Origin of the sequence: Streptomyces sp. 8K308 (assembly GCF_004348315.1) — a bacterium.
Lineage (GTDB): Bacteria > Actinomycetota > Actinomycetes > Streptomycetales > Streptomycetaceae > Streptomyces.
Window position 1 is genome coordinate 1 of record NZ_SMKC01000033.1, and the last position, 25,324, is coordinate 25,324.

The 25,324-nt window shown below is 72.9% G+C and carries 25 protein-coding genes and 1 pseudogene; 13 read left to right on the plus strand and 13 right to left on the minus strand.

Annotated features, from left to right (window positions below; translation table 11 throughout):
* Positions 1-2,855 (minus strand): FAD-binding and (Fe-S)-binding domain-containing protein (locus tag E1265_RS07670; protein ID WP_132929476.1); only part of this gene is annotated, 2,855 nt, incomplete at its 3' end.
* Positions 2,856-3,050: 195 nt separating this feature from the next.
* Here E1265_RS07670 and E1265_RS07675 point away from each other — a divergent pair.
* The 6 genes from E1265_RS07675 (at position 3,051) to serC (ending at position 8,592) form a co-directional block, all read left to right on the plus strand.
* On the plus strand, positions 3,051-4,646 hold the full coding sequence (locus E1265_RS07675) for an ATP-binding protein (protein WP_132929477.1): 1,596 nt from the start codon (positions 3,051-3,053) through the stop codon (positions 4,644-4,646).
* Complete coding sequence (locus E1265_RS07680) at positions 4,643-5,104, plus strand: roadblock/LC7 domain-containing protein (RefSeq protein WP_132929478.1); 462 nt, start codon at positions 4,643-4,645, stop codon at positions 5,102-5,104. Before E1265_RS07675 ends, E1265_RS07680 begins: the two co-directional genes overlap by 4 nt.
* The gene (locus tag E1265_RS07685) at positions 5,101-5,457 is read left to right on the plus strand and encodes a DUF742 domain-containing protein (protein WP_132929479.1); all 357 of its coding nucleotides are present in this window, start codon (positions 5,101-5,103) and stop codon (positions 5,455-5,457) included. The genes E1265_RS07680 and E1265_RS07685 overlap by 4 nt, the downstream gene beginning before the upstream one ends.
* A complete protein-coding gene (locus tag E1265_RS07690) occupies positions 5,438-6,073 on the plus strand; it encodes an ATP/GTP-binding protein (RefSeq protein ID WP_132929480.1) in 636 nt (211 codons plus the stop codon). Before E1265_RS07685 ends, E1265_RS07690 begins: the two co-directional genes overlap by 20 nt.
* A complete protein-coding gene (locus tag E1265_RS07695; protein ID WP_243740603.1) occupies positions 6,070-7,392 on the plus strand; it encodes a cytochrome P450 in 1,323 nt (440 codons plus the stop codon). Before E1265_RS07690 ends, E1265_RS07695 begins: the two co-directional genes overlap by 4 nt.
* Before the next feature lie 81 nt (positions 7,393-7,473).
* Positions 7,474-8,592: a phosphoserine transaminase gene (gene serC / locus E1265_RS07700; RefSeq protein ID WP_132929481.1), complete on the plus strand. Its 1,119-nt coding sequence runs from the start codon at positions 7,474-7,476 to the stop codon at positions 8,590-8,592.
* A 52-nt stretch (positions 8,593-8,644) separates the two neighbouring features.
* On the opposite strand, the gene E1265_RS07705 is transcribed toward serC, so the two are convergent.
* Positions 8,645-9,460: an ABC transporter permease gene (locus E1265_RS07705; protein WP_132929482.1), complete on the minus strand. Its 816-nt coding sequence runs from the start codon at positions 9,458-9,460 to the stop codon at positions 8,645-8,647.
* Positions 9,457-10,428, minus strand: a complete 972-nt coding sequence (locus tag E1265_RS07710; protein ID WP_132929483.1) for an ATP-binding cassette domain-containing protein — start codon at positions 10,426-10,428, stop codon at positions 9,457-9,459. The genes E1265_RS07705 and E1265_RS07710 overlap by 4 nt, the downstream gene beginning before the upstream one ends.
* 117 nt (positions 10,429-10,545) lie before the next feature.
* Here E1265_RS07710 and E1265_RS07715 point away from each other — a divergent pair, with 117 nt between their 5' ends.
* Entirely contained in the window at positions 10,546-11,304 is a 759-nt protein-coding gene (locus tag E1265_RS07715; RefSeq protein WP_132929484.1) for a TetR/AcrR family transcriptional regulator, read from the plus strand.
* A 210-nt stretch (positions 11,305-11,514) separates the two neighbouring features.
* Here the strand turns inward: E1265_RS07715 and E1265_RS07720 are convergent, their stop codons facing one another.
* The gene (locus E1265_RS07720; RefSeq protein ID WP_132929485.1) at positions 11,515-12,609 is read right to left on the minus strand and encodes a hypothetical protein; all 1,095 of its coding nucleotides are present in this window, start codon (positions 12,607-12,609) and stop codon (positions 11,515-11,517) included.
* 111 nt (positions 12,610-12,720) lie between these two features.
* On the opposite strand from E1265_RS07720, the gene E1265_RS07725 reads away from it, so the two are divergent.
* Positions 12,721-13,254: a hypothetical protein gene (locus E1265_RS07725; RefSeq protein WP_165953683.1), complete on the plus strand. Its 534-nt coding sequence runs from the start codon at positions 12,721-12,723 to the stop codon at positions 13,252-13,254.
* Positions 13,255-13,514: 260 nt separating this feature from the next.
* A complete protein-coding gene (locus E1265_RS07730; RefSeq protein ID WP_132929487.1) occupies positions 13,515-14,510 on the plus strand; it encodes an aldo/keto reductase in 996 nt (331 codons plus the stop codon).
* A gap of 247 nt (positions 14,511-14,757) precedes the next feature.
* Here the strand turns inward: E1265_RS07730 and E1265_RS37900 are convergent.
* Positions 14,758-14,907: pseudogene (locus E1265_RS37900) on the minus strand (transposase); the annotation flags it as partial.
* A gap of 219 nt (positions 14,908-15,126) precedes the next feature.
* On the opposite strand from E1265_RS37900, the gene E1265_RS07740 reads away from it, so the two are divergent.
* Together E1265_RS07740 and E1265_RS40645 are read left to right on the plus strand one after the other, a co-directional pair.
* Positions 15,127-16,341 carry an RNA-guided endonuclease TnpB family protein gene (locus tag E1265_RS07740; RefSeq protein WP_132929488.1) on the plus strand — a complete coding sequence of 405 codons (1,215 nt, stop codon included), beginning with the start codon at positions 15,127-15,129 and terminating at the stop codon, positions 16,339-16,341.
* Between the two features lie 49 nt (positions 16,342-16,390).
* Positions 16,391-17,242 carry a GNAT family N-acetyltransferase gene (locus E1265_RS40645; RefSeq protein ID WP_347877165.1) on the plus strand — a complete coding sequence of 284 codons (852 nt, stop codon included), beginning with the start codon at positions 16,391-16,393 and terminating at the stop codon, positions 17,240-17,242.
* Between the two features lie 16 nt (positions 17,243-17,258).
* Here the strand turns inward: E1265_RS40645 and E1265_RS07750 are convergent, their stop codons facing one another.
* Together E1265_RS07750 and E1265_RS07755 are read right to left on the minus strand one after the other, a co-directional pair.
* Positions 17,259-18,599, minus strand: coding sequence for an MFS transporter (locus E1265_RS07750; protein WP_132929489.1), 1,341 nt, complete (start codon positions 18,597-18,599; stop codon positions 17,259-17,261).
* Positions 18,600-18,691: 92 nt separating this feature from the next.
* The gene (locus tag E1265_RS07755; RefSeq protein WP_132929490.1) at positions 18,692-19,123 is read right to left on the minus strand and encodes a MarR family transcriptional regulator; all 432 of its coding nucleotides are present in this window, start codon (positions 19,121-19,123) and stop codon (positions 18,692-18,694) included.
* 158 nt (positions 19,124-19,281) lie between these two features.
* Between E1265_RS07755 and E1265_RS07760 the strand changes: the two genes are divergently transcribed.
* The gene (locus E1265_RS07760) at positions 19,282-19,569 is read left to right on the plus strand and encodes a DUF2530 domain-containing protein (RefSeq protein ID WP_132929491.1); all 288 of its coding nucleotides are present in this window, start codon (positions 19,282-19,284) and stop codon (positions 19,567-19,569) included.
* A 158-nt stretch (positions 19,570-19,727) separates the two neighbouring features.
* Here the strand turns inward: E1265_RS07760 and E1265_RS07765 are convergent, their stop codons facing one another.
* The gene (locus E1265_RS07765; protein ID WP_132929492.1) at positions 19,728-20,054 is read right to left on the minus strand and encodes an antibiotic biosynthesis monooxygenase; all 327 of its coding nucleotides are present in this window, start codon (positions 20,052-20,054) and stop codon (positions 19,728-19,730) included.
* Positions 20,055-20,204: 150 nt separating this feature from the next.
* On the opposite strand from E1265_RS07765, the gene E1265_RS07770 reads away from it, so the two are divergent.
* On the plus strand, positions 20,205-20,726 hold the full coding sequence (locus E1265_RS07770) for a hypothetical protein (RefSeq protein ID WP_132929493.1): 522 nt from the start codon (positions 20,205-20,207) through the stop codon (positions 20,724-20,726).
* Positions 20,727-20,735: 9 nt separating this feature from the next.
* On the opposite strand, the gene E1265_RS07775 is transcribed toward E1265_RS07770, so the two are convergent.
* The 5 genes from E1265_RS07775 to E1265_RS07795 form a co-directional block, all read right to left on the minus strand.
* Positions 20,736-21,857 carry an alpha/beta hydrolase gene (locus tag E1265_RS07775; RefSeq protein ID WP_132929494.1) on the minus strand — a complete coding sequence of 374 codons (1,122 nt, stop codon included), beginning with the start codon at positions 21,855-21,857 and terminating at the stop codon, positions 20,736-20,738.
* 164 nt (positions 21,858-22,021) lie between these two features.
* A complete protein-coding gene (locus E1265_RS07780) occupies positions 22,022-22,996 on the minus strand; it encodes an ABC transporter permease subunit (protein WP_132929495.1) in 975 nt (324 codons plus the stop codon).
* The gene (locus E1265_RS07785; protein ID WP_132929496.1) at positions 22,993-23,892 is read right to left on the minus strand and encodes an ABC transporter ATP-binding protein; all 900 of its coding nucleotides are present in this window, start codon (positions 23,890-23,892) and stop codon (positions 22,993-22,995) included. Before E1265_RS07785 ends, E1265_RS07780 begins: the two co-directional genes overlap by 4 nt.
* Positions 23,889-24,311, minus strand: a complete 423-nt coding sequence (locus E1265_RS07790) for a GntR family transcriptional regulator (RefSeq protein WP_132929497.1) — start codon at positions 24,309-24,311, stop codon at positions 23,889-23,891. The genes E1265_RS07785 and E1265_RS07790 overlap by 4 nt, the downstream gene beginning before the upstream one ends.
* A 97-nt stretch (positions 24,312-24,408) precedes the next feature.
* The gene (locus E1265_RS07795; protein WP_132929498.1) at positions 24,409-25,296 is read right to left on the minus strand and encodes an endo alpha-1,4 polygalactosaminidase; all 888 of its coding nucleotides are present in this window, start codon (positions 25,294-25,296) and stop codon (positions 24,409-24,411) included.
* Positions 25,297-25,324: the final 28 nt, after the last annotated feature.

A 25,324-nucleotide genomic window follows, 5' to 3' on the forward strand; every position in this document is an offset into this window, starting at 1 on the left:
CAGTCCGTGCCGTCCGTGGCCAGCGCGGCGGCCAGGGCCTCGGCCAGGTGGAGGGGGTGGTGGTCCGGGCTCAGGTGGGTGAGTTGGGTGCGGCAGGAGTAGCCGTCGGCGAGGACCGTCGCGTTCTCCGGGGCCGCGCGGAGCGCGGGGAGCAGGTGGTCCTCGGCGCAGGCGACGGAGACGTCGTAGTGGCCCTTCTCGAAGCCGAAGTTGCCGGCGAGGCCGCAGCAGCCGGAGGACAACTCCCCCACCAGGCCGGCGCGTTCGCGGAGGCGGCGGTCGGGTGCGTCGCCGAGGACGGCGTGTTGGTGGCAGTGGGTCTGGCCGACGACCGGGCGGCCGAGGCGCGGCGGCTCCCACTCGGGCGCGTGGCGTTCCAGCGTCTCGGCGAACGTGTGGACCAGAGAGGCGAGTCGGGCGGCGCGCGGATCGTCGGGGAGGAGTTCGGGGAGGTCGGTGCGGAGCGCCGCCGCGCACGGCGGCTCGAGCACCGTGACGGGGAGTTCGGCGGCGAGGGCCGGCGCGAGCCGGGTCAGGGTGCGGCGCATCACCGCGCGCGCCTGGTCGAGTTGGCCGGTGGTGACGTAGGTGAGCCCGCAGCAGACCTGCCGCCGGGGCACGGCGGGCCGTAGGCCGGCCGCCGTCAGGACGCGGGCCGCCGCGTGGCCGGCCGAGGGGGCGAGGTGGTTGGTGAAGGTGTCGGGGAAGAGGAGGACCGGCCGGCCGGCGCCGGCGGGCCGCGGGCGCCAGCCGCGCACGAAGGACGTGGCGGGCAGCGGCGGGATGGCGCGCTGTGGGGCGATGCCGGCGAGGTGCTTAACCAGGGTGGCGAGCGGGCCGAGCCCGACGGCCGCGTTGGCCAGCGGCGCGAGCCGCAGCGTGGAGACGAGGTCGAGCCACCTCGGGAGGCGGCCGAGCGCATAGTGGGAGGCGGGGCGCAGTCGGCCGGCGTAGTGGTGGTGTAGGAACTCCGCCTTGTAGGTGGCCATGTCGACGCCCACCGGGCAGTCGCCGCGGCAGCCCTTGCAGGACAGGCAGAGGTCGAGCGCGTCCCGCACCTCGGGGGAGCGCCAGCCGTCCGTGACGACCTCGCCGATCAGCATCTCGTGCAGCAGCCTGGCCCGGCCCCTGGTGGAGTGCGTCTCGTCGCGGGTGACGCGGTAGGACGGGCACATCACGTCGGTGCCAGGGGCTGTCACCCGACAGCGCGCGACGCCGACGCAGCGCCGGACGGCCGCCGAGAAGTCGCCGCCGTCGTCGGGGTAGGAGAAGGCCAACGGGCCGGGCCTCACCGGGAGCCCGGTGAAGCGGAGGTTGGCGTCGAGCGGCGCCGGGCGGGCCAGCACCCCGGGGTTGAGGCCGCCGTCCGGGTCCCACAGGTCCTTGAACTCGCTGAAGACGCCGACCAGTTCGGGTCCGTACATGCGGGGCAGGAGTTCGGCGCGCGCCAGTCCGTCGCCGTGTTCGCCGGAGAGCGAGCCGCCGTGCGCGGCCACCAGGTCGGCCAGTTCGACGCTGAACTCCCGGAACCGCGCGATGCCGTCGGTGGTCAGCAGGTCGAAGTCGATGCGGATGTGGATGCAGCCGTCGCCGAAGTGGCCGTAGGGCGCGCCGCGCAGCCCGTGGTCGCGCAGCAGGCCGCGGAACTCCCGGAGGTAGGGGCCGAGCCTGGCCGGCGGCACGGCGCAGTCCTCCCATCCTGGCCAGGCCTCGCCGCCGTCCGGCAGCCGGGTCGCGGTGCCCGAGGCGTCCTCCCGTACCCGCCACAGCACCCGTTGCCCGGCCGGTTCCGCCACCACGGTGCGGCCGGTGAGGGTCGATCCGGCGGCGCGGCAGACGGCCTCCGCCGCCGCGACCGCCTCGGCCCGTTCGGCGCCGCCGGTCTCCACGAACAGCCAGGCGCCGCCCGGCGGAAGCACGGAGAGCGCACGCTCGTCGACCAGGTCGGCGGCCATGCCCTCCACGGTCAGCGGCCCGAGCGCCAGCAGCCCGGGGGCCGCCTCGGCGGCGGCCGACTCGTCCGGGTAGCCGAGCACGGCGAGCGCCCGCGCCGCCGGGGACGGCACCAGGCGCACGGTGGCCGCGGTGAGCACGCCGAGCGTGCCCTCGCTGCCGGTGAAGGCGCGGGCCCAGTCGCGGCCCTTCTCCGGCAGCAGCTCGTCGACCGCGTAGCCGGAGATGCGGCGCGGCAGCTCCGGGTAGCCGGTGCGCAGCAGCGCGAGCCGGTCGCCGACGAGCGTCTCGACGGCCGAGCGCAGCGCCGCCGGCACGTCGTGGCCGCCCCGGTCGAGGCGGGCGTGGTCGCCGCGGTAGGTGAGGACGTCGAGCGCGAGCGTGTTGTCGGCGGTGGTGCCCCAGGCGACGGAGTGCGAGCCGCAGGCGTTGTTGCCGATCATGCCGCCGATGGTGCAGCGGCTGTGCGTCGACGGGTCGGGGCCGAAGGTCAGGCCGTGCGCGGCGGCGGCGTCGCGCAACGTGTCGCAGACGACGCCCGGTTGGACGACGGCGGTGCGGGCCTCGGGGTCGATGGCCAGCACCCGGTCCATGTGGCGGGTGAAGTCGAGGACGACGCCGGTGCCGGTGGCCTGTCCCGCGATGCTGGTGCCGCCGCCCCGGGGCACGACGGGGGTGCCGTGCGCGCGGCAGACGGCGAGCGTGGCGGCCACGTCGTCGGCGTCGCGCGGCGCGACGACGCCGACCGGCACCCGCCGGTAGTTGGAGGCGTCCATGGTGACCAGCGCCCGGCCGGCCGCGTCGAAGTCGACGTCGCCGCGCACGGTGGCGCGCAGCGCCGCCGCGAGGTCCGTCGCCGCCGATCCTCCCCGTCCCCGGTCTTGTCCCGATTGATCACGCATGAGCACAGCCTGCCCGTTCGGCCGGCGGGAATCGATCGTCAACGGCCGGAAACACGCGTCGATCACACAGAAACGGCACACGACGCCGAAACGGTCTCCATATCAGTTCCATACCGAGCTTCTGATCCCGAGGTGGGAAGTCACCTATAGTGTGGGCGAATTGAACAGACCCCCCGTCAGCGAGGTCTTCGGCTCATGACAGCGCACATACCTCCGCACCACCGGGCGGTGCGCCCCCCGCTGCGGCCGACAGTGATCGCGCTGCTCGGTTCGGCCGCCGTCACCGGCCTCGCCTGGGCCGCCGCCCTCGCCGCGGCCCCCGACTCGTTCCGCACCCCGATGGCCGTCGGCGGCGGCGTCGCGGCGCTCGCGCTGTGCGCGGCCGTGGCCGTCGCGACCGCCCAGGCCGGCAGGTACCGGGTGTTGCGGGAGCGGGTCGAGGCCCATGAGCGTGCCGTCGCCCGCTTCGTCGACACCTCGGTGCCGCGCCTGGTGGAGCGGCTGCGCGGCGGTGCCTCGGCCGAGACCGCGATCGCCGCCGTCGAGCGCCCGGACGACACGCAGACGCAGCGGGTGCTGCGCACCATGGCCCAGGAGATCGCCCGCGGCGAGGCCACCAAGGCGGCCGCCATGGCCGCCTGCGCCAACGCGGCCGGCCGCATGCAGGCGTTGTCCACGAGCATGCTCGCCAGCCTGCGCGAGATGGAGCACCGGCACGCGGACGAGGACGTGCTCGAGGACCTGCTGCACCTCGACCACCGCACCGCACAGGCCGGCCGGCTCGCCGACAGCATCGCGGTGCTCACCGGCGCCAGGTCGGGCCGCCGGTGGGGCAAGCCGATCGTGATGGAGAGCATCCTGCGCGGCGCGATGGGCCGGATCGGCGGCTACCAGCGGGTCAGGCTGCACTCGGCGGTCGGCGTCGCCGTCGCGGGGCACGCCGCCGAGGGCGTGATGCACGCGCTGGCGGAGCTCATGGACAACGCGGCCAACTTCTCGCCGCCCAACTCCGAGGTGCACGTCTACGCGGAGGAGGTGCCGGCCGGCGTCGTCATCACCGTCGAGGACAGCGGCCTGGTGATGAGCGAGGTGGCGCTGCGCCGCGCCGAGCGGGCCGTCTCGAGCGAGGCCCTCGACCTGACGACGCTCTCCGGCACCCGCCTCGGCCTGGCCGTGGTGGGCGTGCTGGCCCGCAAGCACGGCCTCTCCGTCTCCTTCCGGCCGTCCGCGCGCGGCGGCACCGGGGCCCTGCTGATGATCCCGCAGGACCTCATCACCCGGCCAAGGGCCGACCGCATCGACGGCCCCGACAGCAGCACGACCCGGCCGGCCCGCACCGTCCGGCTGCGGCCCTCGGGCGACGGCACCCCGGCGAGCGTCAGGGAGCCGGCGGCCGGCGGGGCCGTGGCCCTGGCGGCCGCCGGCGGCCGGGCCGCCGAGGCGCCGGCCGCGCCGCGCCCCACCGCCGAGCACGCCCCGGCCGGGGACGGCGGCGACCCGGCCGCGACCGGCGGTCTCCCGCAGCTCAACGCGGCCGGCCTGCCCAAGCGCCGGCGCGGCCGCACCCTGGCCAAGGCGCACCCGCAGGGACTCGACCGGCCGCGCGACGCCAACCAGCAGACCCCCTCCTGCGCCGAGTCGGGCACCCGCTTCAGCGCCTTCCGCCAGGCCCTCCAGGGACAGGGTCGGGCCCAGGCGCCCGGGCCCGACCAGGCGGCGACTCCAGCCGAACCCCCCACGCCTTCCGCTCCCACCGCTCCCACCGCCCAACCGGAGGACGACACCCCATGACCGCTCCATCCTCGGGGGACCACCAGCACGCCAAGGGCACCGGCGCCGCGGACGACAAGCTCGACTGGCTGCTGGAGAACCTGCTGTCCCGCACGCCGGGCGCCCGGCACGCCCTCGTCCTCTCCAGGGACGGCCTCAAGCTGTGTCGCACCCCCGAGCTCTCCGAGGACCAGGCCGACCAGCTGGCCGCCATCTCGGCCGGCATCCAGAGCCTCTCGCACGGCGCCTCGATCGAGTTCGGCGACGGCACAGGCGGCGTCCGGCAGTCGATGACCGAGTTCTACGGCGGGATCCTGTTCATCGTGGAGGCCGGCGACGGCGCGCACCTGGCGATCGTGGCGGACGAGAGCGCCGACGTCGGGCTGATCGGCCACAACATGAGCGAGCTGGTGGAGCAGTTGGGCGAGCACCTGAGCGCGCCGCCGCGGCACGCCGCCGAGGGCGGCGAATCGGCATGAGCCGGCGGGGCCGGGACGAGGATCCCGACCGGCTGTACACCCTCACCCGGGGGCGCAGCCGGGCTTCGGACGAGTTCGACCTGGTCACGCTCGTGGTGAGCGAGTCGGAACCGGTGCCCGGTATGCAGTCCGAGCACCGCAGGATCCTGCGGATGTGCCGCTACCCCACCGCCGTGGTGGAGGTGGCGGCCGAGCTCAGGCTGCCGGTCACCATCGTCCGCGTCATGCTGAGCGACCTGCTGGAGCAGGGCCTGATCAGCGCTCGCCACCCCCGTACCGTCGCCGCCCGGGCGGACGGTCTTCCCGACTCCCATCTCCTTGAGCAGGTGCTCGTTGGACTCCGCAACCTCTGACCGTCCCGCCGCGCGCGACCACCTGGGCAGCCAGGCGAGCAACGGCCTGAAGATCGTGATCGTCGGCGGCTTCGGCGTCGGCAAGACCACCATGGTCCGCTCCGTCAGCGACATCCGGCCGCTGAACACCGAGGAGATCATGACCAGGGCCGGGCAGGAGGTGGACGACCTGACCGGCGTCAGCGGCAAGACCTCCACCACCGTCGCCTTCGACTTCGGGCGCATCAGCCTCAACGAGCAGACCGTGCTCTACCTGTTCGGCGCGCCGGGGCAGGAGCGGTTCTGGTTCCTGTGGGACCGGCTGTTCTCCGGCACGCTCGGCGCGGTGGTGCTGGTCGACACCCGGCGGCTGCAGGACTCCTGGTACGCGATCGACCGGCTCGAGCACCACGGCACCCCGTTCATCGTGGCCCGCAACGACTTCGGCGGCCCGGCCCACAGCCACGAGCAGATCCGCGACGCCCTCGACCTGCCGGACGAGGTGCCGCTGGTCGACTGCGACGCCAGGTCAAGAGCGTCGAGCAAGGGCGTGCTGATCGAGCTGGTCACCCACCTGCACCGGCTCTCCACGGCCCGGGTGGGCGGCGCCGTCGGCGCCCCGGGGGCCGCCAGGTGACCGTGCCGGCCCGCCCGTTGACCCCGGACGCGGTGCCGCTCGACTCGGACCGCTTCCACACCGACCCCGTGACCCTCTACCGCGAGCTGCGGCACCGGCACGGCTCAGTCGTCCCAGTGCTGCTGCCCTCGGACATCCCGGCCTGGCTGGTCATCGGCTACCGCGAGGTGCACCGGGTCAGCAGCGATCCCGACACCTACACCCGCGACCCGGCCCACTGGAACCAGTGGGCGAGCGTCCCGGCCGACTGGCCGCTGCTGCCGCTCATCGCGCCGCGCGGCGGGTCCCTGCTGCACACGGTCGGCGAGGCGCACGCCAGGCGCGCCGCCGTGCTCAGCGACGCGCTGGAGGCCGTGGAGCCTGGCGAGCTGCGCCGGCACGCCGAGCGGATCGCGGACGCCCTGGTCGACGGGTTCGGCCCCGACGGCCGGGCCGAGCTGGTCGCCGACTACGCCACCCGGCTGCCGTTCCTGGTGCTGGCCGAGCTCATCGGCCTGCCGGAGGAGGAGGCGCCCGAGCTCTTCGACGCGCTCCGGCAGGGCATGGCGGGCGGCGTGGCCGCGCACCGGGCGCGGGCCCGGCTCGTCACGGCCATGGGGCGGCTGCTCGCCGCCAGGCGCGCGGCGCCCGGCGCCGACGTGCCGTCCAGGATGCTGGCCGCCGCGACCGTGGCGGGCGCGTCCGAGCTTGCCGAGCCGGAGCTGGCCGAGGACCTGGCGGTGCTGATCGCCGCCGGCCACCTGCCGACCGCGGACTGGCTCGGCAACACGCTGCGGCTGATGCTGACCGACGCCCGCTACGCCGCCTCGGAGGCCGGCGGCCGGTTCGGCGTGGAGCGGGCGATGAACGAGGTGATGTGGCGGGACACCCCGACGCAGACGGTCGTGGGCCGCTGGGCCACCCGCGACGTCCAGCTCGGCCCGCGGCAGCTGCGCGCCGGGGACCTGCTGCTGCTCGGCCTGCAGGGCGCCAACGGCGACCCGCTGGTGCACGGCACCAGCGCCCCGGTGGCCGCCGCGGCCGCGTTCTACGGGCTCGCCGGCCTGGTCAGCGAACCCGAGCCGGTGCCCGAGCCGGTCACCGGCTCCCCCGCGAACAACGCCTACCTGTCCTTCGGCCACGGCGAGCGCCGCTGCCCGTTCCCGGCACAGGAGATCGCCGAGACCGTCACGAGGACCGGCGCCGAGGTGCTGCTCGACCGCCTGCCGGACATCGAACTGGCCGTCGACGCGGAGGAGTTGACCCACCGCCCTGCGCCCTGGCTGCGTGGCCTCACCGCGCTGCCGGCCCGCTTCGCGCCGGTGGGTTGGCGGCGCTGACACCGGTCCTTCCCCCGGCCGTCAGGCTGCCGAGGTACACCAGATGTGCGGTGCGGGCGCCGGAGGGGCTACGCTCCGGCCGTGGCCGATATCCAGATTCCCGCTGACATCAAGCCCGCCGACGGCCGGTTCGGTTCCGGCCCCTCCAAGGTGCGCACCGAGGCGCTGAGCGCCCTGGCCGCGACCGGGAGCTCCCTGCTCGGCACCTCCCACCGTCAGGCCCCCGTCAAGGACCTGGTCGGCAGGGTGCGCGCCGGGGTCCGGGAGCTGTTCTCGCTGCCCGAGGAGTACGAGGTCGTGCTGGGCAACGGCGGCTCCACCGCCTTCTGGGACGTCGCGACGCACGGTCTGATCGAGGCCAAGTCGCAGCACCTGTCGTTCGGGGAGTTCTCCTCGAAGTTCGCCAAGGCCGCCAGCAAGGCACCCTGGCTCGACGAGCCGACGGTCGTCACGGCGCCGCCAGGCACCCACCCGCAGCCGCGGGCCGAGCGGGGCGCCGACGCCTACGGCCTGACCCACAACGAGACCTCGACGGGCGTGGCGGCCCCGATCCACCGGGTGCCCGGCGCCGACGAGGGCTCGCTGGTGCTGGTGGACGCCACCTCGGGCGCGGGCGGCCTGCCGATCGACATCACCGAGACCGACGTCTACTACTTCGCGCCGCAGAAGTCGTTCGCGGCGGACGGCGGCCTGTGGGTGGGGGTGTTCTCGCCGGCGGCGATCGCCAGGGCGGAGCGGATCGCGGCCTCCGGGCGGCACATCCCCGAGTTCTTCTCGCTGCCGACCGCCATCGACAACTCGCGGAAGAACCAGACCTACAACACCCCGGCGCTCGCCACGCTGTTCCTGCTGAACGAGCAGCTGGAGTGGATCAACGGCCAGGGCGGCCTGGCCTGGGCCACCGAGCGCACCGCCGACTCGGCGTCCCGGCTCTACGGCTGGGCGGAGAAGGCCGAGTACGCCTCCCCGTTCGTCGCGGACCCGGCGCAGCGCTCCCAGGTCGTGGGCACCATCGACTTCGCGGACGACGTGGACGCGGCGGCGGTCGCCAAGGTGCTGCGCGCGAACGGCGTCGTGGACACCGAGCCGTACCGGAAGCTGGGCCGCAACCAGCTGCGCGTCGCGATGTTCCCGGCGATCGACCCGGCCGACGTGGAGGCGCTGACCCGCTGCGTCGACCACGTCATCGAGCGCCTGTAGGACGCGGTGGGCCCGGGGGCCGCTCGGCGGCCCCCGGATCTCGTTCGGACGACTACTTCCCCAGCGCCTGGTAGCGGCGGACGGCGAGCGGGAGGAAGACGGCCGTGATGACCAACGGCCAGACCACGGACATCAGCAGGGCGTGCTGCTCGATCCAGCTGTCGCCGGCGGTGGACGGCAGGCCGAAGAGCTCGCGGACCGCGGTGGCCGTGGAGGAGACCGGGTTCCACATGGCGATCGCGCCCAGCCAGTCCGGCATCAGCGACGGCGGCGTGAAGACGCTGGAGATCATGCCGAACGGGAACGCGACGGCGAACAGGTTGCCGGCCGCCTCCTGGTTGGGCACCAGCAGGCCGAGGTAGACGCCGATCCAGATCAGCGCGAACCGCAGCAGGAGCAGCAGCAGGAACGCGTAGACGGTCTCGACGAGCGAGCCGTCCGAGCGCCAGCCGATAACGAGCGCGATCAGCGCCATCACGGCCAGGTCGACGCCCGCGTGCAGCACGTCGGCCACCCCGCGCCCCGCGACGACGGCGGAGCGGGCCATCGGCATCGACCGGAAGCGGTCGATCACGCCACGGTCCTTCTCGACCGTCACCGCCACCGCCGTGTTCATGAAGCCGAAGGCCATGGTCATGGCGAACATGCCGGGCATGACGAACGTCGTGTAGTCCTGGCCCTCGCCGACGTCCATGGCGCTGCCGAAGACGTAGACGTAGAGCAGCACGGAGACGATCGGGAAGCCCAGCTGCCAGGCGATCATGGACGGCTGCTTCGCCAGGTGTCCGAGCTCGCGTCTGACGATCGTCCCGCAGTCGACGAACGCCCAGTAGAGCCGGCGCTCGTCACCGTTGATGACGGTGCTCATGCCACGTCCTCCTTCGTCTTCTCCTCGGTGGACTGGTCGCCGGTCAGCCGCAGGAACACCTCGTCGAGGGTGGGCCGGCGCAGCCCGATGTCGAGCACGGCGGCGCCCGCGTCCTGGAGGGTGCGGGCGACCTCGGTCAGGGCGGCCACGCCGTCGGTCACCGGGGCGTGCACCCGCAGCTCGGCCTCGTCCGTCTCCGGCTGACGGCCGCCGGTCGCCCGGGCCACAGCCCCTGCGGCGACGGGCAGGTCGGCCGGGTCGGCGAGCACCACCTCGATCCGGTCCCCGCCGACCGCGCGCTTGAGCCCGGCCGGGGTGTCCTCGGTGACCTTGCGGCCCCGGTCGACGACGCAGATCCAGTCGGAGAGCTTGTCGGCCTCGTCCAGGTAGTGGGTGGTCAGCAGCACGGTGGTGCCGGTGGCGGTCAGCCCCCGCACGGCGTCCCAGACCTCGCGGCGGCCACGCGGGTCGAGCCCGGTGGTCGGCTCGTCGAGGAACAGCACCTCGGGCGCCAGGATCATGCTGGCCGCCAGGTCGAGCCGGCGCCGCATGCCGCCGCTGAACTCCTTGACCTGCTTGTCCGCCGCCTCGTCGAGGCTGAACTGCGCCAGCAGCTCCTCGGCCCTGGCCCTGGCCTCCTGGTGGCTCAGGTGGAAGAGCCGGCCGAACATGCGCAGGTTCTGCCGGGCGGTCAGGATCTCGTCGACGGCCGGGTGCTGCCCGGTGAGGCCGATGCGGCGGCGCACCAGGTCGGGGCGGCGCACCACGTCGTGGCCGCCGACCTCGGCCCGGCCGCCGTCGGGCCGCACCAGCGTGGACAGCATGCGGACCGAGGTGGTCTTGCCCGCGCCGTTCGGCCCGAGCAGCCCGCAGACGGTGCCGCGCCGCACCCGCAGGTCGAGGCCGTCGACGGCGGTCTTGTCGCCGTATCGCTTGCGCAGCCCCTCGGCGATCACGGAGTACTCCATGGGCCCCCTCCGGTGGTTCTCGTCCGTTTGTCGTCGGTGTGGCGGCCAGTGTAACCACAACCGCGTACGCCGTACCCATTTATTTTCCGCGACGGCGGCGGCCTACAATGACCAGCCATGACCTCGGCACACAGCGGACGCGGCGACATCAGTCGCAGCCTTGAGCTGATGTGGCGCGGCCGGGAGCCGTCGACCCGGGGCCCGAAGCCGGGGCTCACCCTGGAGCGCATCGTCGAGGCCGCCGTCAAGCTCGCCGACCGGTACGGCATCGCGGCCCTGTCCATGCGCAACGTGGCCGCCGCGCTCGGCGTCGGCACCATGTCGCTCTACCGCTACGTGCCGGGCAAGAGCGAGCTGATCGACCTGATGCTCGACCACGTCGAGGCGCCGAGCCCCGACCTGGAGGAGCGGCGCGGCAGGGACTGGCGCGCCACCCTGGAGATCGTCGGCGAGGGGACCTACCAGCTCCACCTGCGCCACCCCTGGCTGCTCCAGGTCAACCGGGCCCGCCCGCTGCTCGGCCCCAACGCGCTGGCCAACTTCGAGTTCGCGCTGTCCGCGCTCGACGGCCTCGGACTGACCAGCCGGGAGAAGATCGGCCTGATCACCACGCTCGACGCGTACGTCAGTGGCCTGGCCAGGCAGCACGTGCTGGGCGCCCAGGCCAACGAGGGGGCCGAGCTGACCCAGGAGGAGTTCTGGGCCGCGCAGGGACCCGTGATGAAGCTGGCGCTGGCCAGCGGCGCCTACCCCAGGGTGTTCGCGCTCGACGACGACACCTTCACCGAGGAGAGCGCCGAGTACACCCTCCGGTTCGGCCTGGCCCTGCTGCTCGACGGATTCGAGGCGTTCATCACCTCCAAGCGAGGGGCCTGACGGCCGTCAGGCCAACCGAGGCGGTCACCGCGCCACGGGACCAGCGGCCTGACCCGCCCCTCAGGGCACCGGCACCGGCCTTCATCGCGCCAAACGGCCGACCTGACCCGCCCGTCGGGCGACCAGTCTTCGAGGCGGTCACCGCGCCGAAACCGCCTGACAGCTCGTCACGGCGCGTCGCGGCCTGACCCGCCCGTCAGGGCGCCGCGCTCAGGCGCCGCGGCGGCGGCCCCCGCCGCCGCGCAGCAGCCTGCGCAGACCGAGCACGGCCACGACGCCGAGGCCGACCAGCACCGCGCCCCGCGTGAGCAGCCCGGAGTCGTCGGCGTCGGCGCCGTCGCCACCGTCGGACGAGGCGGCGTTCTCGCCGCCGGTGCCGTCCCGGCCCTCATCAACGCCGTCCTCCTCCGCGCCCGCGGCAACCGGCAGCAGGTCACCGGAGAGCTCGACCGGCTCCACCTCGCTGCCCGCGCCCTCCGTGCCGAACATCAGGGTCCGGCCGTCCGGCGCGAAGGTCACCGACTCGCCCTGTTGCTGCACCGGCGGGAACACGCTCCGCTCGATGGGCACAGGACCGTCGTCCTCCCACCGGTACACGCGGGCCGCGAAGTAGCCGCGCAGCACCAGACGCGTGCCGTCGGGCGAGAACGCCCCGTCCGTCGTCCACAGGCCGATGTCGGCCACCCGCTCCAGCGTGTTGACGCCCTCGGTCGACAGCTCGCCAGGCGCGGCGTAGAGCGCGCCCGTGCCGTCCTGCTTCTTGCTCACGACGTAGACCCGGCCGGTCTCCGGATGCACCATCAGCGCCTCGGCGTCGCGAGGCCCATCCGCGTAGGTGACGGGGTACACGGTGGGCGTCACCGTCGCGTCCGCCAGCTCGGCCGGCTCGGGGAGGCGGTAGATCCATACCTCGGGCCAGCCGCCGTCGAGGTTGTCCCCGATGTCGCCGACGTAGAGGTCGCCGTCCGGGCCGATCGAGATCGCCTCCAGGTCCCGCCCCTCGACGCCGCTCAGGGTGACGGTGGCGACCGTCTGCCCGGTCGCGGAGTCCACGGCGTAGAGGTTGGGGCCCGCCGGATCCTGGTCGTTGTGGGTCCAGTAGACGCCCGGGTGGCGCCGGCTGGCCTGGATGCCGCTCGACTCGGTGATCCGCGGGTCCTCGACGGTGAACGCGGACGGCGCCCCGCCGGCGTCGTCCTCGGCGGCCGTCGCGGCCCCGGGGGCCAGGGCGGCCAGCAGCAGCCCGGCGGCGAGGGTGGCGGTACGGCGGGGCGCGGTCGACGGCGGAACGATCCAGGTCGGCATGGGCCAAGCCTGCCATCCGACCGGGTGACGGCGACACGGACGGCCGGGTTTTCTCAAATCGCGCTCAGCTACCTTGTGGCCACGCTTCGTCGCCCCATAGTGTCGCTGACCATGACTACCGCACACGGTCGGAGCGTGACGACCGCGGCCCAGGTCGCCGCCGATCGCCCCTCGATCCTCCCGGCGTTGGCCGCCCTGGCCGGCTCGATCCTGGCGATATCCGGTTCGTTACTCGACTGGTCGGTCATCGAGCACCAGCAGTGGGGCACCACGGAGCTCAGCGGCATGAACGGCGACGGCGTCTACACGCTCACCGCGGCGGCGCTCGCCGCGCTGCTCCTGCTGGCCGGCGTCCTGGGGAAGCGCGCCCTGGTCGTGCTGGGCGCGGCCGTCCCCGCGCTGGTGGCCGTCGGCTTCGCGCTGCGCACCCTCGCCGACCCCGACCGGTTCGCCCGCGCCTACATCGCCGACGAGTTGGGCGCCACGGGAGAGCGCGCGGAGACGATCCTGAACAGCGTCGTGGAGTGCTCGCTCACCACCTCCCCCTGGCTCGTGCTGGCCGGCGCGGGGCTCGCGGCGCTCGGCGCGGTCATCGCCGGCGCCCGTGGCTTCAACGGAAGACGCCGTTCCGAACCGACGGGTTGAGCGGTCATCGCGAGAACATTGCGCGAAGGAACGTCAACAGCGGGCGACATAACGGACGATCGCGTTGCGGCGTCCGGTACCGCTCCGTACGGTCGCTGCACGTGACTGGCACAGGACAAAGCCAGCCAGCCATGCGGCCGACCGTGCCGCCTGCGGGGGGCGGCGCGGCAGGCATGCCCGCCGCCTCGCACGCCGGGCCTGAATAACCGTCGGGACGGCTCCGCTTGCCTGGAGCGCGCTCCAGGGCGTTGGCTTGCCCCATGAAGTACACGCAACTCGGACGCACCGGACTCAAGGTCAGCCGACTGGTCCTCGGGACCATGAACTTCGGACCGCTCACCGACGAGGCGGACAGCCACGCCATCATGGACGCCGCGCTCGACGCGGGCGTCAACTTCTTCGACACCGCCAATGTGTACGGGTGGGGCGAGAACAAGGGCCGCACCGAGGAGATCATCGGCTCCTGGTTCGCCAAGGGCGGCGACCGCCGCGACAAGGTGGTGCTCGCCACCAAGGTCTACGGGAACATGGCCGCCGAGGACCCCGCGTGGCCCAACCACGACCGGCTCTCGGCGCTCAACATCCGTCGCGCGGTCGACGCCAGCCTCCGCCGGCTGCGGACCGACCACATCGACCTCTACCAGTTCCACCACGTCGACCGGAACACGCCGTGGGACGAGATCTGGCAGGCCATGGACGTGCTGGTCACCCAGGGCAAGATCCTCTACGCCGGCTCCTCCAACTTCGCCGGCTGGCACATCGCGAGCGCCAACGAGGCCGCCGCGCGGCGCGGCTCGTTCGGCCTGGTCAGCGAGCAGTGCCTCTACAACCTGGCAGAGCGGCGCGCCGAGATGGAGGTCATCCCGGCGGCCGAGCACTACGGGCTCGGCGTCATCCCGTGGTCGCCGCTGCACGGCGGGCTGCTCGGCGGCGCGCTCCGCAAGGAGCGGGAGGGTGGCGGCAGCCGCTCCACGGGCGGCCGCTCGGCCGAGGCGCTGGCCGACGGCGCGACGCGGGCGCGGATCCAGGCGTACGAGGACCTGCTCGACAAGCGCGGCCTCGCCCCCGGCGAGGCGGCCCTGGCCTGGCTGCTGACCCGCCCGGGCGTCACCGGACCGATCGTCGGCCCCCGGGTACGCGAGCAGCTCGACTCGGCGGTGCGAGCGGTGGACCTCGACCTCGACGACGAGCTGCTGGCCGGCCTCGACGAGATCTTCCCCGGCCCCGGCGCCTCCCCCGAGGCCTTCGCCTGGTGACACGCCCCTGACGGTGCCGGCGGTGGCCTATCCGAGGGCCGCCGCCAGCACCACCACGGCCAGCAAGGCCACCAACGCCGCCGTCACGATCCGGCTCCTGCTCCTGGCATTCACAGCCTCTAGTATCCGCCTCCGTCCCTCGTCATCGGAGGGAATCCCGCCTCAGGTGCGGAGGGGATCCGATCCTTGCCCCTGTGACACGGAGCGTCCCTGTATCGCTCCGGAACGCTACACCAGCGGCCTGCAGTCAGTCGGGGCGCTTCTGGCTCTCGATGCAGCCCTTGACCACCTGGAGCGGTGCACCATCGCAGGACCCGGCGAAGTAGGAGCCAGACCAGAATCGGCCGTGCGTGATCGCCCGGTTCGTGCGGCCGGTGAACTCCTGCCGCAAGCGGCGTGAGCTGAGGCCTTGAGGGAGTTGGCCAGGTTGGAGAGGGCGACCTTCGGCAGGTAGTGCACCGGGAGGTGCACGTGGTCCTCCTCACCGTCGAACTCGCTCAGGTCGGCCTCGAAGGTCCTCGCAGAGCTTGTGCGTGATCTCTTCGCAGCGCGTCAGCATCTCGTCGCTGAGGACCGGCTACGATCAAGGCCGACTCGAACCGGAGGAGGTGGGCTGGTGATCAGGGCGTACAAGTTCCTCATGCGGCCCACCGCCCGCCAGGGCCAGGCGCTCGCCGAGATACTGCGCGATCACTGCTCGCTCTACAATGGCGCACCGCAAGAGCGTCGGGACGCCTATCGGCACAGCTCGAAGACGAGCGTCAAGTACGGGACTCAGTCGGCACAACTCAAGGAGATCCGGGCGTTCGATCCAGAGCATCAGGGCCGCTGGTCGTTCTCCTCGCAGCAGGCCACACTTCGCCGACTCGACAAGGCGTTCGCCGCCTTCTTCCGCCGCGTCAAGTCCGGCGACGCCCCCGGCTACCCGAGATTCCGGGGTGTCAACTGGTTCGACACGGTGGATTTCCCCAAGGACGGGGACGGCTGCCGCTGGGATTCCACCCCGCACGATCCTGTGACCCGCGTCCGCTTCCAGGGTGTTGGGCACGTCAAGGTCAACCAGCACCGGCCAGTCCTCGGCAAGGTCAAGACGGTCAGCGTCAAGCGCGAGGGCAAGCGCTGGTATGTGGTGCTGACCGCCGATCAGGAGCGGCCCGAGCCGCTGCCCGCAACCGGCAACGTGGTCGGCATCGACCTTGGCGTAGCCAACTTCCTCGCTGACTCCAGCGGCGTTTTCGTGCCCAACCCGGGCCACGGCCGCAGCGCCGCCGCGAAGCTTGAAGCCGCTCAGCGGGCTTTCGCTCGGTTCCCCCGTGTCCGCCGGGACAAGCGGTCGGCCAACCACCGCCGGGCAGTCGAGAAGGTCGCCAAGCTGCACGGCAAGGTACGCCGTCAGCGGCTCGACCACGCCCACAAGACCGCGCTTGTCCTCGTGCGTGAACACGATTTCATCGCGCACGAAGACCTCAAGATCAGCAACATGCGCAAGGCACCCGCGCCGAATCCCGACCCCAACAAGCCAGGTGCCTTCCTGCCCAACCGGGCCGCCGCGAAGGCCGGACTGAACCACGCGATCAACGATGCCGGATGGGGGGTGTTCCTCCAGATCCTGACCGCCAAGGCTGAAAGCGCCGGACGGGAAGTGATGGCCGTGGACCCCCGCAACACCTCCCGGCGGTGCCCCGAATGCGGGCACACCGCCAAGGAGAACCGGCCCACCCAGGAGAAGTTCCACTGCGTATCGTGCGGCCACATCGCGCACGCGGACACGGTGGCTGCCCTGAACGTCCTACGGGCCGGGCTGGCCCGTCGCGAAGCCCGATCGGCATAGCGAGAAACCGCCCCGACTACGAGGTGGAGGAGTCACGAGCGCGATACGGATGCGGGCCGGGGGCCCCGAGGACGTCCCCCTGATCCTGCCGATGCTGGACGGCGCCGTGGAGTGGCTGGTCTCCCTGGGCCGCACCGGCCAGTGGGGGACCGAGCCGTGGTCCACCCGCCCCAGGGCGGTCACCCGGGTCCAGGAGATCGTCGCCTCCGGCACCCCGTGGATCGCCGAGCTCGACGGCGAACCGGCCGGCGTCGTCACGCTCACCCCCGGACCGACGGAGTACGTGGACCCGGTCGACGAGCCCGAGGTCTACGTCCACCTGCTGGTCACCGACCGCCGCTTCAAGGGCCTCGGCGTCGGCGCGGCTCTCCTGGCCCACGCCGTCGCCGAGGCCCGCCGTCAACGGATCGACCTCGTCCGCGTCGACTGCTACGCCGGCGACGACGGCCGCCTCGTCGCCTACTACGAGAGCCAGGGCTTCACCCCCCGTCAAAACCTTCACGGTCGGCGACTGGCCAGGCCAACTCCTCGCCCGCCGCGTCAGCGCGGCGCCGGCCGGGCCGCGCCGCTTTGCCGGCCTGCCGTCGTTCCGGGGCCGAGAACCGCCGGCCGCCGAGGACAACGCGCCTGGCGGACCGGCCCGCCAGGGCCAACGCGCACGGGCCACGCCCGACGGCGCGAAGCGATACCACGCGTCCCACGCGCGGAGCGAAACGCCGCCTCAGGCGCACAACGCCGACACGGCCTCACACCAGCCGAACCGACGCAACCCCCGGGAACAAGCACGGCCAAGGCCCGGAACCTCCAGCCCGCCAGGGCCGGCCCGCACGCGCCACGCCCGACGACGCGGCGCGACGCAGCCGGCGCACGGCGCCGCGCCGCGCCGCGCCGCCGAGAGTGAGCGCCAGCGCCTGGCGTTACGCCGGTCTCGCGCCGGGGATGGCGGGGACTTCGCGGGGGACGAGGGCCACGCGGCGGCGGCCGTCGCGGAGGGTGATCTGGAGGCGGAGGCCGCCGATCCTGGCCAGGACGAGGGCCACGCCGACCGCCCCGCCCAGGCAGATCGCGCCGCCCGCGATCATGCCGATCCGGGCGCCGAACTCGTCCGTCAGCCAGCCCATCAGCGGGCCGCCGATCGGCGTGCCGCCCACGAACACCATCATGAAGAGGCTGATCACCCGGCCCCGCATGGCCGGGTCGCTGGCGACCTGGATGCTGGAGTTCGCCGTCACCTGGAACATCAGCGCGGTCAGGCCCACGGGGAACATCAACACCGCGAACAGCCAGAACACCGGCGACAGCGCCGCCACCATCAGCGCCAGGCCGAACGCCGCGCCCGCCGCCACCGTGAACCGCATGCGCCGGCTGCCGCGCCGGGCCGCGAGCAGCGCCCCGGCCACCGAGCCGGCCGCCATCACCGAGTTCAGCAGGCCGTAGGTGCCGGCGCCGGAGTCGAAGACCCGGTCGGTGAACGCCACCAGCCAGATCGCCGCGTTGAAGCCGAACGTGCCGATGAAGCCGACCAGCACGATCATCCACAGCAGGTCGGGCCGGCCGCCCACGTACCGCAGGCCCTCGCGCAGCTGTCCCTTGCTGCGTGGCACCCGCTCGGCGGGGGTGAGCTCCGAGGTCCGCATCAGGCAGAGACCGACGATCGGCGCGATGAACGAGAGCCCGTTGTAGAGAAAGGCCCAGCCGGCGCCCACCGAGGTGATCACGACGCCGGCCACGGCCGGGCCGACGAGCCGCGCCGACTGGAAGTTGGCGGAGTTCAGCGAGACCGCGTTGCGCAGCAGCCCAGGGCCGACCATGTCGGAGACGAACGTCTGGCGGGCCGGGTTGTCGACCACGGTCGCCAGGCCCACCGCGAACGAGAGGGCGTAGACGTGCCAGACCTCGACCACGCCGCTGAGCGTCAGCACCGCGAGCAGGACGCCGGTGATGCCGAGCGCGGTCTGGGTGCCGATCAGCAGCCGCCGCTTGTCGACGCGGTCGGCGAGCACGCCGCCGTAGAGGCCGAACAGCAGGAACGGCAGGAACTGCAGCGCCATGGTGATGCCGACCGCGGCGGCCGAGTCGGTCAGCTCGTGCACCAGCCAGTCCTGGGCGATGCGCTGCATCCACGTCCCGATGTTGGAGACGGCGGAGCCGAGGAAGTGGATCCGGTAGTTGCGGACCCGGAACGAACTGAAGGTGGATATCTTGTCGGTCGTCAGGGGTGCGGGGGGTGCGGAGCCTGCTCCGGGTCCCGGACTCAAGGGGAACACTCCTTCGTGCTGTGGTTCCTATCGTGCGTCGGTGCGTGGGTGGGGAAGGTCTCCTGGGGTGGTGGCCCGAGGGCGGCCGGGCGCTAGAGGTGCGCGAGTTTGTGCAGCACGGGCGCCGCCTCGCGGAGCGCGGCCCACTCCTCCTCGTCGAGCTCCTCGATCAGCTTGGCCAGCCAGGCGTTCCGCTGGTGGCGGCTCGACTCGAGCATCGCTGCCGCCTGGTCGGTGGTGGCCACCAGCTTCTGCCGGCGGTCCTCGGGGTGGGGTTCGAGGCGCACCAGGTCGCGCTCCTGGAGCAGCGCGATAATCCGCGTCATCGACGGCGGCTGGACGTGCTCCTTGCGCGCGAGCTCCCCCGGGGTCATGGCGCCGCAGCGGGAGAGCGTGCCGAGGGCGGACAGCTCGGCCAGGCTCAGCGTGTGGTCGACGCCGAGATGACGCAGCCGGCGGGACAGTCGCAGCACGCCCATCCGGAGCGTGTTCACCGCCTCTGCGTCGTTCGGGTCGTCCATCATCGCGTGGGGCATACGTCACCGCCATTGCTCATTAGCTTGCCTAACGAAATATATGACGATCATAGGCTCGGGTCCATTCCCTTGCACCCATTGGAGTGAGGAGAGTGAGACGTCACACCCCCACCGCCGGGTACCAGCCCGCCGGATACGCTGGCTCCATGCGCTGGGGTGACTTGACCAAGGGCAAGCGGGAGGCTCCCGAGCCCCTCGAGGGCAACGTCGTGGCCACCATCGCCGTGGGCACCATCGTCTGGGCCGTGCTGTTCGTCGCCCAACTGCCGTTCTACTCCTGGTACGCGGACCACGGGCACACCCGCTGGCTCTGGTCCTGCGCGGCCGGCGTCGGCCTTGGGCTGCTCGGCCTGCTGATCGTCCGCCGCCGCGAGGCCGCCATCCGGGCCGCCCGCGCGGCCGACACCCCCCGGGAGACCGCTCCACAGGAGTGAGGCCACGCCCCGCCGGGGCGGCGAGCCGCGCGCCGGCGCTGACCGGTCATCCACAGCCTGTGGATATCGCCTGGCTCAACGCGGCCGTGTCCGCGCGCCCTCCTCCTCGCGCCATGGCGCTGGGGGCCCGGGCGTCACCGCCCGCCCGCTGATCGAACTCAGCTGCCGGTGCCCGTGGCCGACCAGGCGTCGACCACCTCGACGTGCCGGATCCCGCCCGACTCGGAGATGTGCCCGAACCAGGCGGCGCACTCCGGAACCGTGGTGATCATCCGCGCCGCCTCCTCGGCCTCCGCCCGGCTCCGCCACACGATCATGTCCAGCCAGCCGCCGTCGTCCTCCCTGGTCAGATACGCGGCCAGACACCCGGGGAACCGCCGGTGCAGGGCCTCGACCATCCGCGGCCGCTCACTGACCAGCAGGTGTTCGGCGCCCTCCAGGATCCGAAACCGGGCCAGTTCGATCACGTTCGACTCGTTCGACATGCTCCGGATTCTACGATCCGTCACCCTCCGAACCGGGCCGGCCACGAGCGGCACCGACCGTCCGGCCCAGGCGTCGGGACCCCTCCCGCCGGCGCCCTGTTAGTAGTTGCTCGCCCACGAGAAGTGATCGGCAGACGAGGAGAGCGCGCCATGCGGAGGGGACGACTGATCGCGTGCGGAGCCCTGTTGCTGGGAGTGACCGCGTTGGCCGGGTGCGGAGGCGGGACGGAGAACGACGGGGACGCCGAGGCGGCCGCACCATCATCGGAGGCACCGGAGCCCGAGCCGGAACCCGAGACCGAGACAGAGACCGAGGAGCCTGAGGAGACCGAGGAGCCGCCCAGCCCCACTCCCACCCCGACGCCGACCACGCCGCCGCCGACCGTGAGCGCCTCTGACATCGAGAACTGCCGCGACGGGGAGTGCGAGATCGCCGTGGTGGAGGGCACGGCGATCCCGCTCGACGGCACGCTCGGGGTCGGTCACGTCACCGTGAACGCGATCGACGCGGCGGCGGGGGTCGACCTCGTCGCGCTGACGTCCGGCGGCACCACCGGATACCTCAACTCCCAACTGCCGGACCAGGGCAGCCCGTCCACCGTCAACGACCTGGAGATCCTCGTGCTGGAGATCTCCGGGGAGGCGGCCACCATCCGGTTCTCACCGGCCTGAGTTCGGCGGCTATGGCCGGTGGAACCGCACCTCGGGGCAGCACGCCGAGGGACCGTCCAGGAGTCGCGCGTGCCAGCCGCGCAGGTGGTGGTCGAGGAAGGCCGTGACGTAGGCGCGGGTGAGCGCGTCGGCGCGGTCGCCGGCGAGTTCCTGGACGGGGATGCCGAGTTGGTCGCCCAGCGGAGCCACGTCCGTGAAGGAGAGGTGCTCCGTCCCGTCGACGCTCAACCACCGCTTCCAGCCGGTCAGTTCGGCCCAGGTCTCGTCCCAGGTGGGGTCGGGGCCGCCGGGCACGTGGCTGGGCTGGCCCCACATCAGCACGGGGCGGTCGACGGGGATGTCGTTGGGATAGCGGAAGTTGCCGTCCATGTTCACCGCCGCCCGGACGCGCGGGTCGGACAGCAGGGTCGGGATGGTGCTGTAGCCGCCGGCCGAGTGTCCGACCATGGCGACGCGGTCGGCGTCGATCAGCTCGCCGTGCTCCCACGCCGGCGAGGCCCCGGTGAGCTCGTCGAGCACGAGGGAGACGTCGGCGGCCCGCGCCTCCCCGACCGCCGCGTGGTCGGGGTCGTCGCAGACCACGCAGTCGGTGGTGCGCCCGTCGGGGAAGGTGATGCCGTCCGCCTCGTGGTTGTGGCCGATGCCGGCGACGACGTAGCCGCGGCTGGCCAGCTCCTCGGCGAGCCCGGTCAGCGTCGCGCGCGGCATGCCGAAGCCCGGGGAGAGCACGACCAACGGCAGCCCGGCGCGGGCGCGCACCGGCTCGGCGTCGACGGTGGCGTGGGTGACCACGGTGGTGAGCGTGTCCGGCGGCAGGGGGATCCCGCCGGCCTCCAGGTACGTGGCGGACTCGGCGGCCGTCATGTACGGCGCGGGCCTGTCGGACGGCTCCCTCGCCGGGTACCAGACGGAGACCATCAATTCCCGGCGCTCGACCGCCACCCAGGGGTCGGCGCGGTCGTCGTCCACCAGGTGCAGCGTGGCCAGGCCGATCGGGCGGTCGCCCCCGGGCTCCGCGAGCCGAGGCGGCGCCGAGGAGGGCGCCGCCTCGGCGGCCTGGGCGGTCGTGGCGCACAGGGTGCTCGCGGTGACCAGGGCCGCCAGGGCGCCGGTCAGTGCTCTGCGTCTCATCAGCCTCTCTCCGTCGTGGATCACATGGGCGGCTCAACGCTAGGCAGCGCCGGCGAGTCGGCCCATCAGCCACGGGTGACGATCGCGCCGGCCGACCACACCCACAGATGTCGTCTCGTGGGTGCGCTCCGCCGGCCCGGGGCCACGGAGACCGCGGGACCGGCTCAGGAGATCCGGCGGATGCGGCGCACCGCGAGGTAGCAGAGCAGGGCGGTCAGGGCGAGGAAGAGGCCGGTCTCGATGGACTGGAAGGTCCAGAAGCGGTCGCCTGGCTGGTAGAGCTGCCAGTTGTAGGAGCCCGGTTCGACGCCGCCCCGGTCCAGGCACTCCGGGTCGTGCGGCGGACAGCCGATCAGGCCGGTGCTGACGAGCTCGCCGTCGGCGTTCCGAACGCCGCTCTCGTACTCCCAGCTGGCGGCCGCCGGGTTGAGCCACTCCCCGCTCGTGGTGGACCAGGTCAGCTCCTCGGGGGCCAGGTAGTGGGGGCGGAGCACGAGTTCGACGAACAGGCGGACGGCGACGAAGCCCCCGAGAGTGAGGGCCATGGCGGGCATGACGCGGCGGGTCACGGTGCCGGCGAAGGTACCGAGGGCGAGGGCGAAGAGGGTGTAGCCGACGGGGGCGACGCCCTGGACGTCGAAGAAGCCGTAGGCGAGGCGTCCTGTGCCGTTGGCCGCCATGGGGGCGAACCACCAGGTGACGCCGAGCGCGTACACCACGGCGAGCGGGAGGGTGACGGCGCCCAGCAGGCCGAGCTTGGTGAGGGTCCAACGGCGCCGGCTGACGCCCTGGGTCCAGACGAGGCGGTGGGTGCCGTGTTCGAGCTCACGGGAGACCAGTGGGGCGCCGAGGAAGAGGCCGACGAGCAGCGGCAGCACCATGAAGAGGATGGCCACCACGGACAGGCTGTTGAACTCGTCGATGAACTGCTGGCGCAGCGGGCCGCAGGTGTCGGTCCTGGCGGAGACGGAGACGAGCACCTCGGTGCCGAGCGCGTCGAGGCAGTCGGCGAGCCCCGAGTCCTCGAAGGTACCGTGCATGCTCAGCCCGGTGGGCACCATCAGGGCGGCGAGCGCGACCAACGCCAGTGCCGTGTAGAGGAGTTGCTTGCGGTGTTGGCGCCAGGTCAGCCAGATCACGCGGTCACCTCCGGGCGGCGGGTGTCGCCGGCGCCGAGGTAGGCGAGGACGAGGTCCTCCAGGGTCACCTCGTGCGCCGACCAGGCGGGGTCGGCAGGACCGGCGCCCGTGGTGCGGGCGAGCAGGGTCGTCTGCCGGTCGGTGTGGCTGGCCCGGATCACGGCGCGCACGCCGGGGACGGCCTCCGGGTGGTCGGTGCGCGGGCCGACGAGGGTGCGGTGTTCTGCGAGCAGGTCGTCGACGTCGCCGGCGAGTTGGACGTGCGCGGTCTGGAGCAGGATCAGGTGGTCGCAGGCCCGCTCCAGGTCGGCGAGCAGGTGCGAGGAGAGCAGCACGGTGGTACCGGTCTCGGCGACGGCGCTCATCAGGGCGCCCATGAACTCGTGGCGGGCCAGCGGGTCGAGGGCGGCGGCCGGCTCGTCGAGGAGCAGCAGCCGGGGCCGCTTGGCCAAGGCGAGCGCGAGCGCGACCTGGGCGCGTTGGCCGCCGGAGAGGCTGCCGACCGGCTTGCGGGTCGGTACGCCGACGCCGGCCAGTCGGTCGTGGGCGAGGTTCGCGTCCCAGCGGCGGTTGAGCCTGGCGCCCATGGTGATCAGTTCGTCGGCGGTGAAGTCCCGGTAGAGCGGGGTGTCCTGGGCGACGAAGCCGATCTCGGCCAGGGCCTCGGCGTCGCCGCGCGGGTCGCCGCCGAAGACGCGAACGCGGCCGGCGTCGGGTCGCAGCAGTCCGACGGCCAGGTGCAGCAAGGTGGACTTGCCGGCCCCGTTCGGCCCGACCAGTGCGGCGATCCGGCCGGCCGGCAGTCGCAACGAGCAGTCCCGCAACGCCCAGCCACGGCCGTAGCGTTTGCCCAGCGCGTCGGTCTCCAACGCGGCCTCGTGGGCTTCTTCTGTCATCTGTGCTCCCGCACTGTTCTCGGAGACGGTGACCCCGGTCGGTCGAGGGTGGACCGCAGCGTGGTGTCGATCAGCGCCGCGATGTCCTCGCGGCCGAGCCCGGCGGCCTGGGCCCTGTGCAGCCAGGCCACCAACTCCTCGCGCAACTCGGCCTGGTGGGCCAGGGAGGGGCCGGCGAGGTCGCCGACCAGGAAGGTGCCCACGCCCGGCCGCCCCTCGGCCAGGCCCTCCAACTCCAGCTCGCGGTACGCCTTGAGGACCGTGTTCGGGTTGATCGCCAGCGTCCGGGCCACCTCACGCACCTTGGGCAACTGGTCGCCCGGCTGGGCGATGCCGACGCGGAGCGCCTGCTTCACCTGGAGCACCAACTGCATGTAGGTGGCCACCTTCGAGCGACCGTCGAGCACGAACTCGATCACCGGTTCTCCTATTGTCCTATGACAGTAAGACAGCATGGGCGCGGCAACGCCGTCTGTCAATCGTCGCAAGGGGACGAGCCGACAGCGACGCCGGCCGTCACCCGCCGCAGGACACCCGATAGCCCCCGGTGGGCGGCTCGTCCTTGACCAGTCCGTCGAAGCCGTGCGCCCGGTGTTCCCGGCAGGCCGCCGCGGGGTCAACGGCCGGCGGGTAGTCCACGGCGAAGACGGCCTTGCCCTGCTCGACGAAGACGTCCAGCTCCGCGCACTCGTCGAACTCGACACACTCCTCGGGCAGCGCCCAGTCGAACGCGTCCACCAGCTCGGCCGCCGAACCCGGCTGGTCGTGGCCGTTCTTCATGCCCACCGAGAGCCCGCGCGCGTGGGCCTGCTCGGCCACCTCCCGATACCAGGAGTGCTGGTCGTCCAGCGTGATCGGGAACCCCGGGTCGTTGCCCAGCGGATTGTTCTGGTCGGGCTCCACCCCGTCGCAGCCCATGCGCTCGGCCAGGTCGAGCCGCGCCCAGACGAGCTCGGCGAACGCCCCCCGCGACCCCGCCCTGATGTCCAGCCAGCGCTCCTCCGACCAGCCCGTGTCGTTGCCGATCACCGCCTCGGGAAACCGCTCCGCGTCGGGTCGGTAGCTCTCGTGGGCGCCGGTGTCGACGTAGCAGATCACCACCGGCCGCGGCTCCCTGGCGTGCAACTCCTCGATCGCGCCGGCCAGCGGCCCGGCCGGCACCTCGATCACGTCCCCGTCCGGGTACCACAGCTCGGACCCGGCGGGCGCGAGGTCGAACAGGTCCAGGTCGTACATGTCGTGCGGCGCCGACAGGTCGTAGGGCTCACTGATCTGCCAGTCCCAACTCGCCACCTCCCCGGGCGCCGGCCGCCACCACTCCGGCTCCGACGCCTCCTCACCGCACGCGACAAGCGTCGCCCCCACCAACACCACGGCCCCCAGCAGCCCCCGTACGCGCCTCATGCAGCAGTCGACGCCCACGCGAACCGCC

Coding starts and splice junctions, on each gene's coding strand:
- E1265_RS07770 (WP_132929493.1), top strand. CDS start 20,205: ATGCGGAGGGGACGACTGATCGCGTGCGGAGCCCTGTTGCTGGGAGTG.
- E1265_RS07785 (WP_132929496.1), bottom strand. CDS start 23,892: ATGACAGAAGAAGCCCACGAGGCCGCGTTGGAGACCGACGCGCTGGGC.
- E1265_RS07675 (WP_132929477.1), top strand. CDS start 3,051: ATGACAGCGCACATACCTCCGCACCACCGGGCGGTGCGCCCCCCGCTG.
- E1265_RS40645 (WP_347877165.1), top strand. CDS start 16,391: ATGCGGGCCGGGGGCCCCGAGGACGTCCCCCTGATCCTGCCGATGCTG.
- E1265_RS07680 (WP_132929478.1), top strand. CDS start 4,643: ATGACCGCTCCATCCTCGGGGGACCACCAGCACGCCAAGGGCACCGGC.
- E1265_RS07765 (WP_132929492.1), bottom strand. CDS start 20,054: ATGTCGAACGAGTCGAACGTGATCGAACTGGCCCGGTTTCGGATCCTG.
- E1265_RS07755 (WP_132929490.1), bottom strand. CDS start 19,123: ATGATGGACGACCCGAACGACGCAGAGGCGGTGAACACGCTCCGGATG.
- E1265_RS07715 (WP_132929484.1), top strand. CDS start 10,546: ATGACCTCGGCACACAGCGGACGCGGCGACATCAGTCGCAGCCTTGAG.
- E1265_RS07795 (WP_132929498.1), bottom strand. CDS start 25,296: ATGAGGCGCGTACGGGGGCTGCTGGGGGCCGTGGTGTTGGTGGGGGCG.
- E1265_RS07725 (WP_165953683.1), top strand. CDS start 12,721: ATGACTACCGCACACGGTCGGAGCGTGACGACCGCGGCCCAGGTCGCC.
- E1265_RS07685 (WP_132929479.1), top strand. CDS start 5,101: ATGAGCCGGCGGGGCCGGGACGAGGATCCCGACCGGCTGTACACCCTC.
- E1265_RS07705 (WP_132929482.1), bottom strand. CDS start 9,460: ATGAGCACCGTCATCAACGGTGACGAGCGCCGGCTCTACTGGGCGTTC.
- E1265_RS07720 (WP_132929485.1), bottom strand. CDS start 12,609: ATGCCGACCTGGATCGTTCCGCCGTCGACCGCGCCCCGCCGTACCGCC.
- E1265_RS07710 (WP_132929483.1), bottom strand. CDS start 10,428: ATGGAGTACTCCGTGATCGCCGAGGGGCTGCGCAAGCGATACGGCGAC.
- E1265_RS07730 (WP_132929487.1), top strand. CDS start 13,515: ATGAAGTACACGCAACTCGGACGCACCGGACTCAAGGTCAGCCGACTG.
- E1265_RS07775 (WP_132929494.1), bottom strand. CDS start 21,857: ATGAGACGCAGAGCACTGACCGGCGCCCTGGCGGCCCTGGTCACCGCG.
- E1265_RS07760 (WP_132929491.1), top strand. CDS start 19,282: ATGCGCTGGGGTGACTTGACCAAGGGCAAGCGGGAGGCTCCCGAGCCC.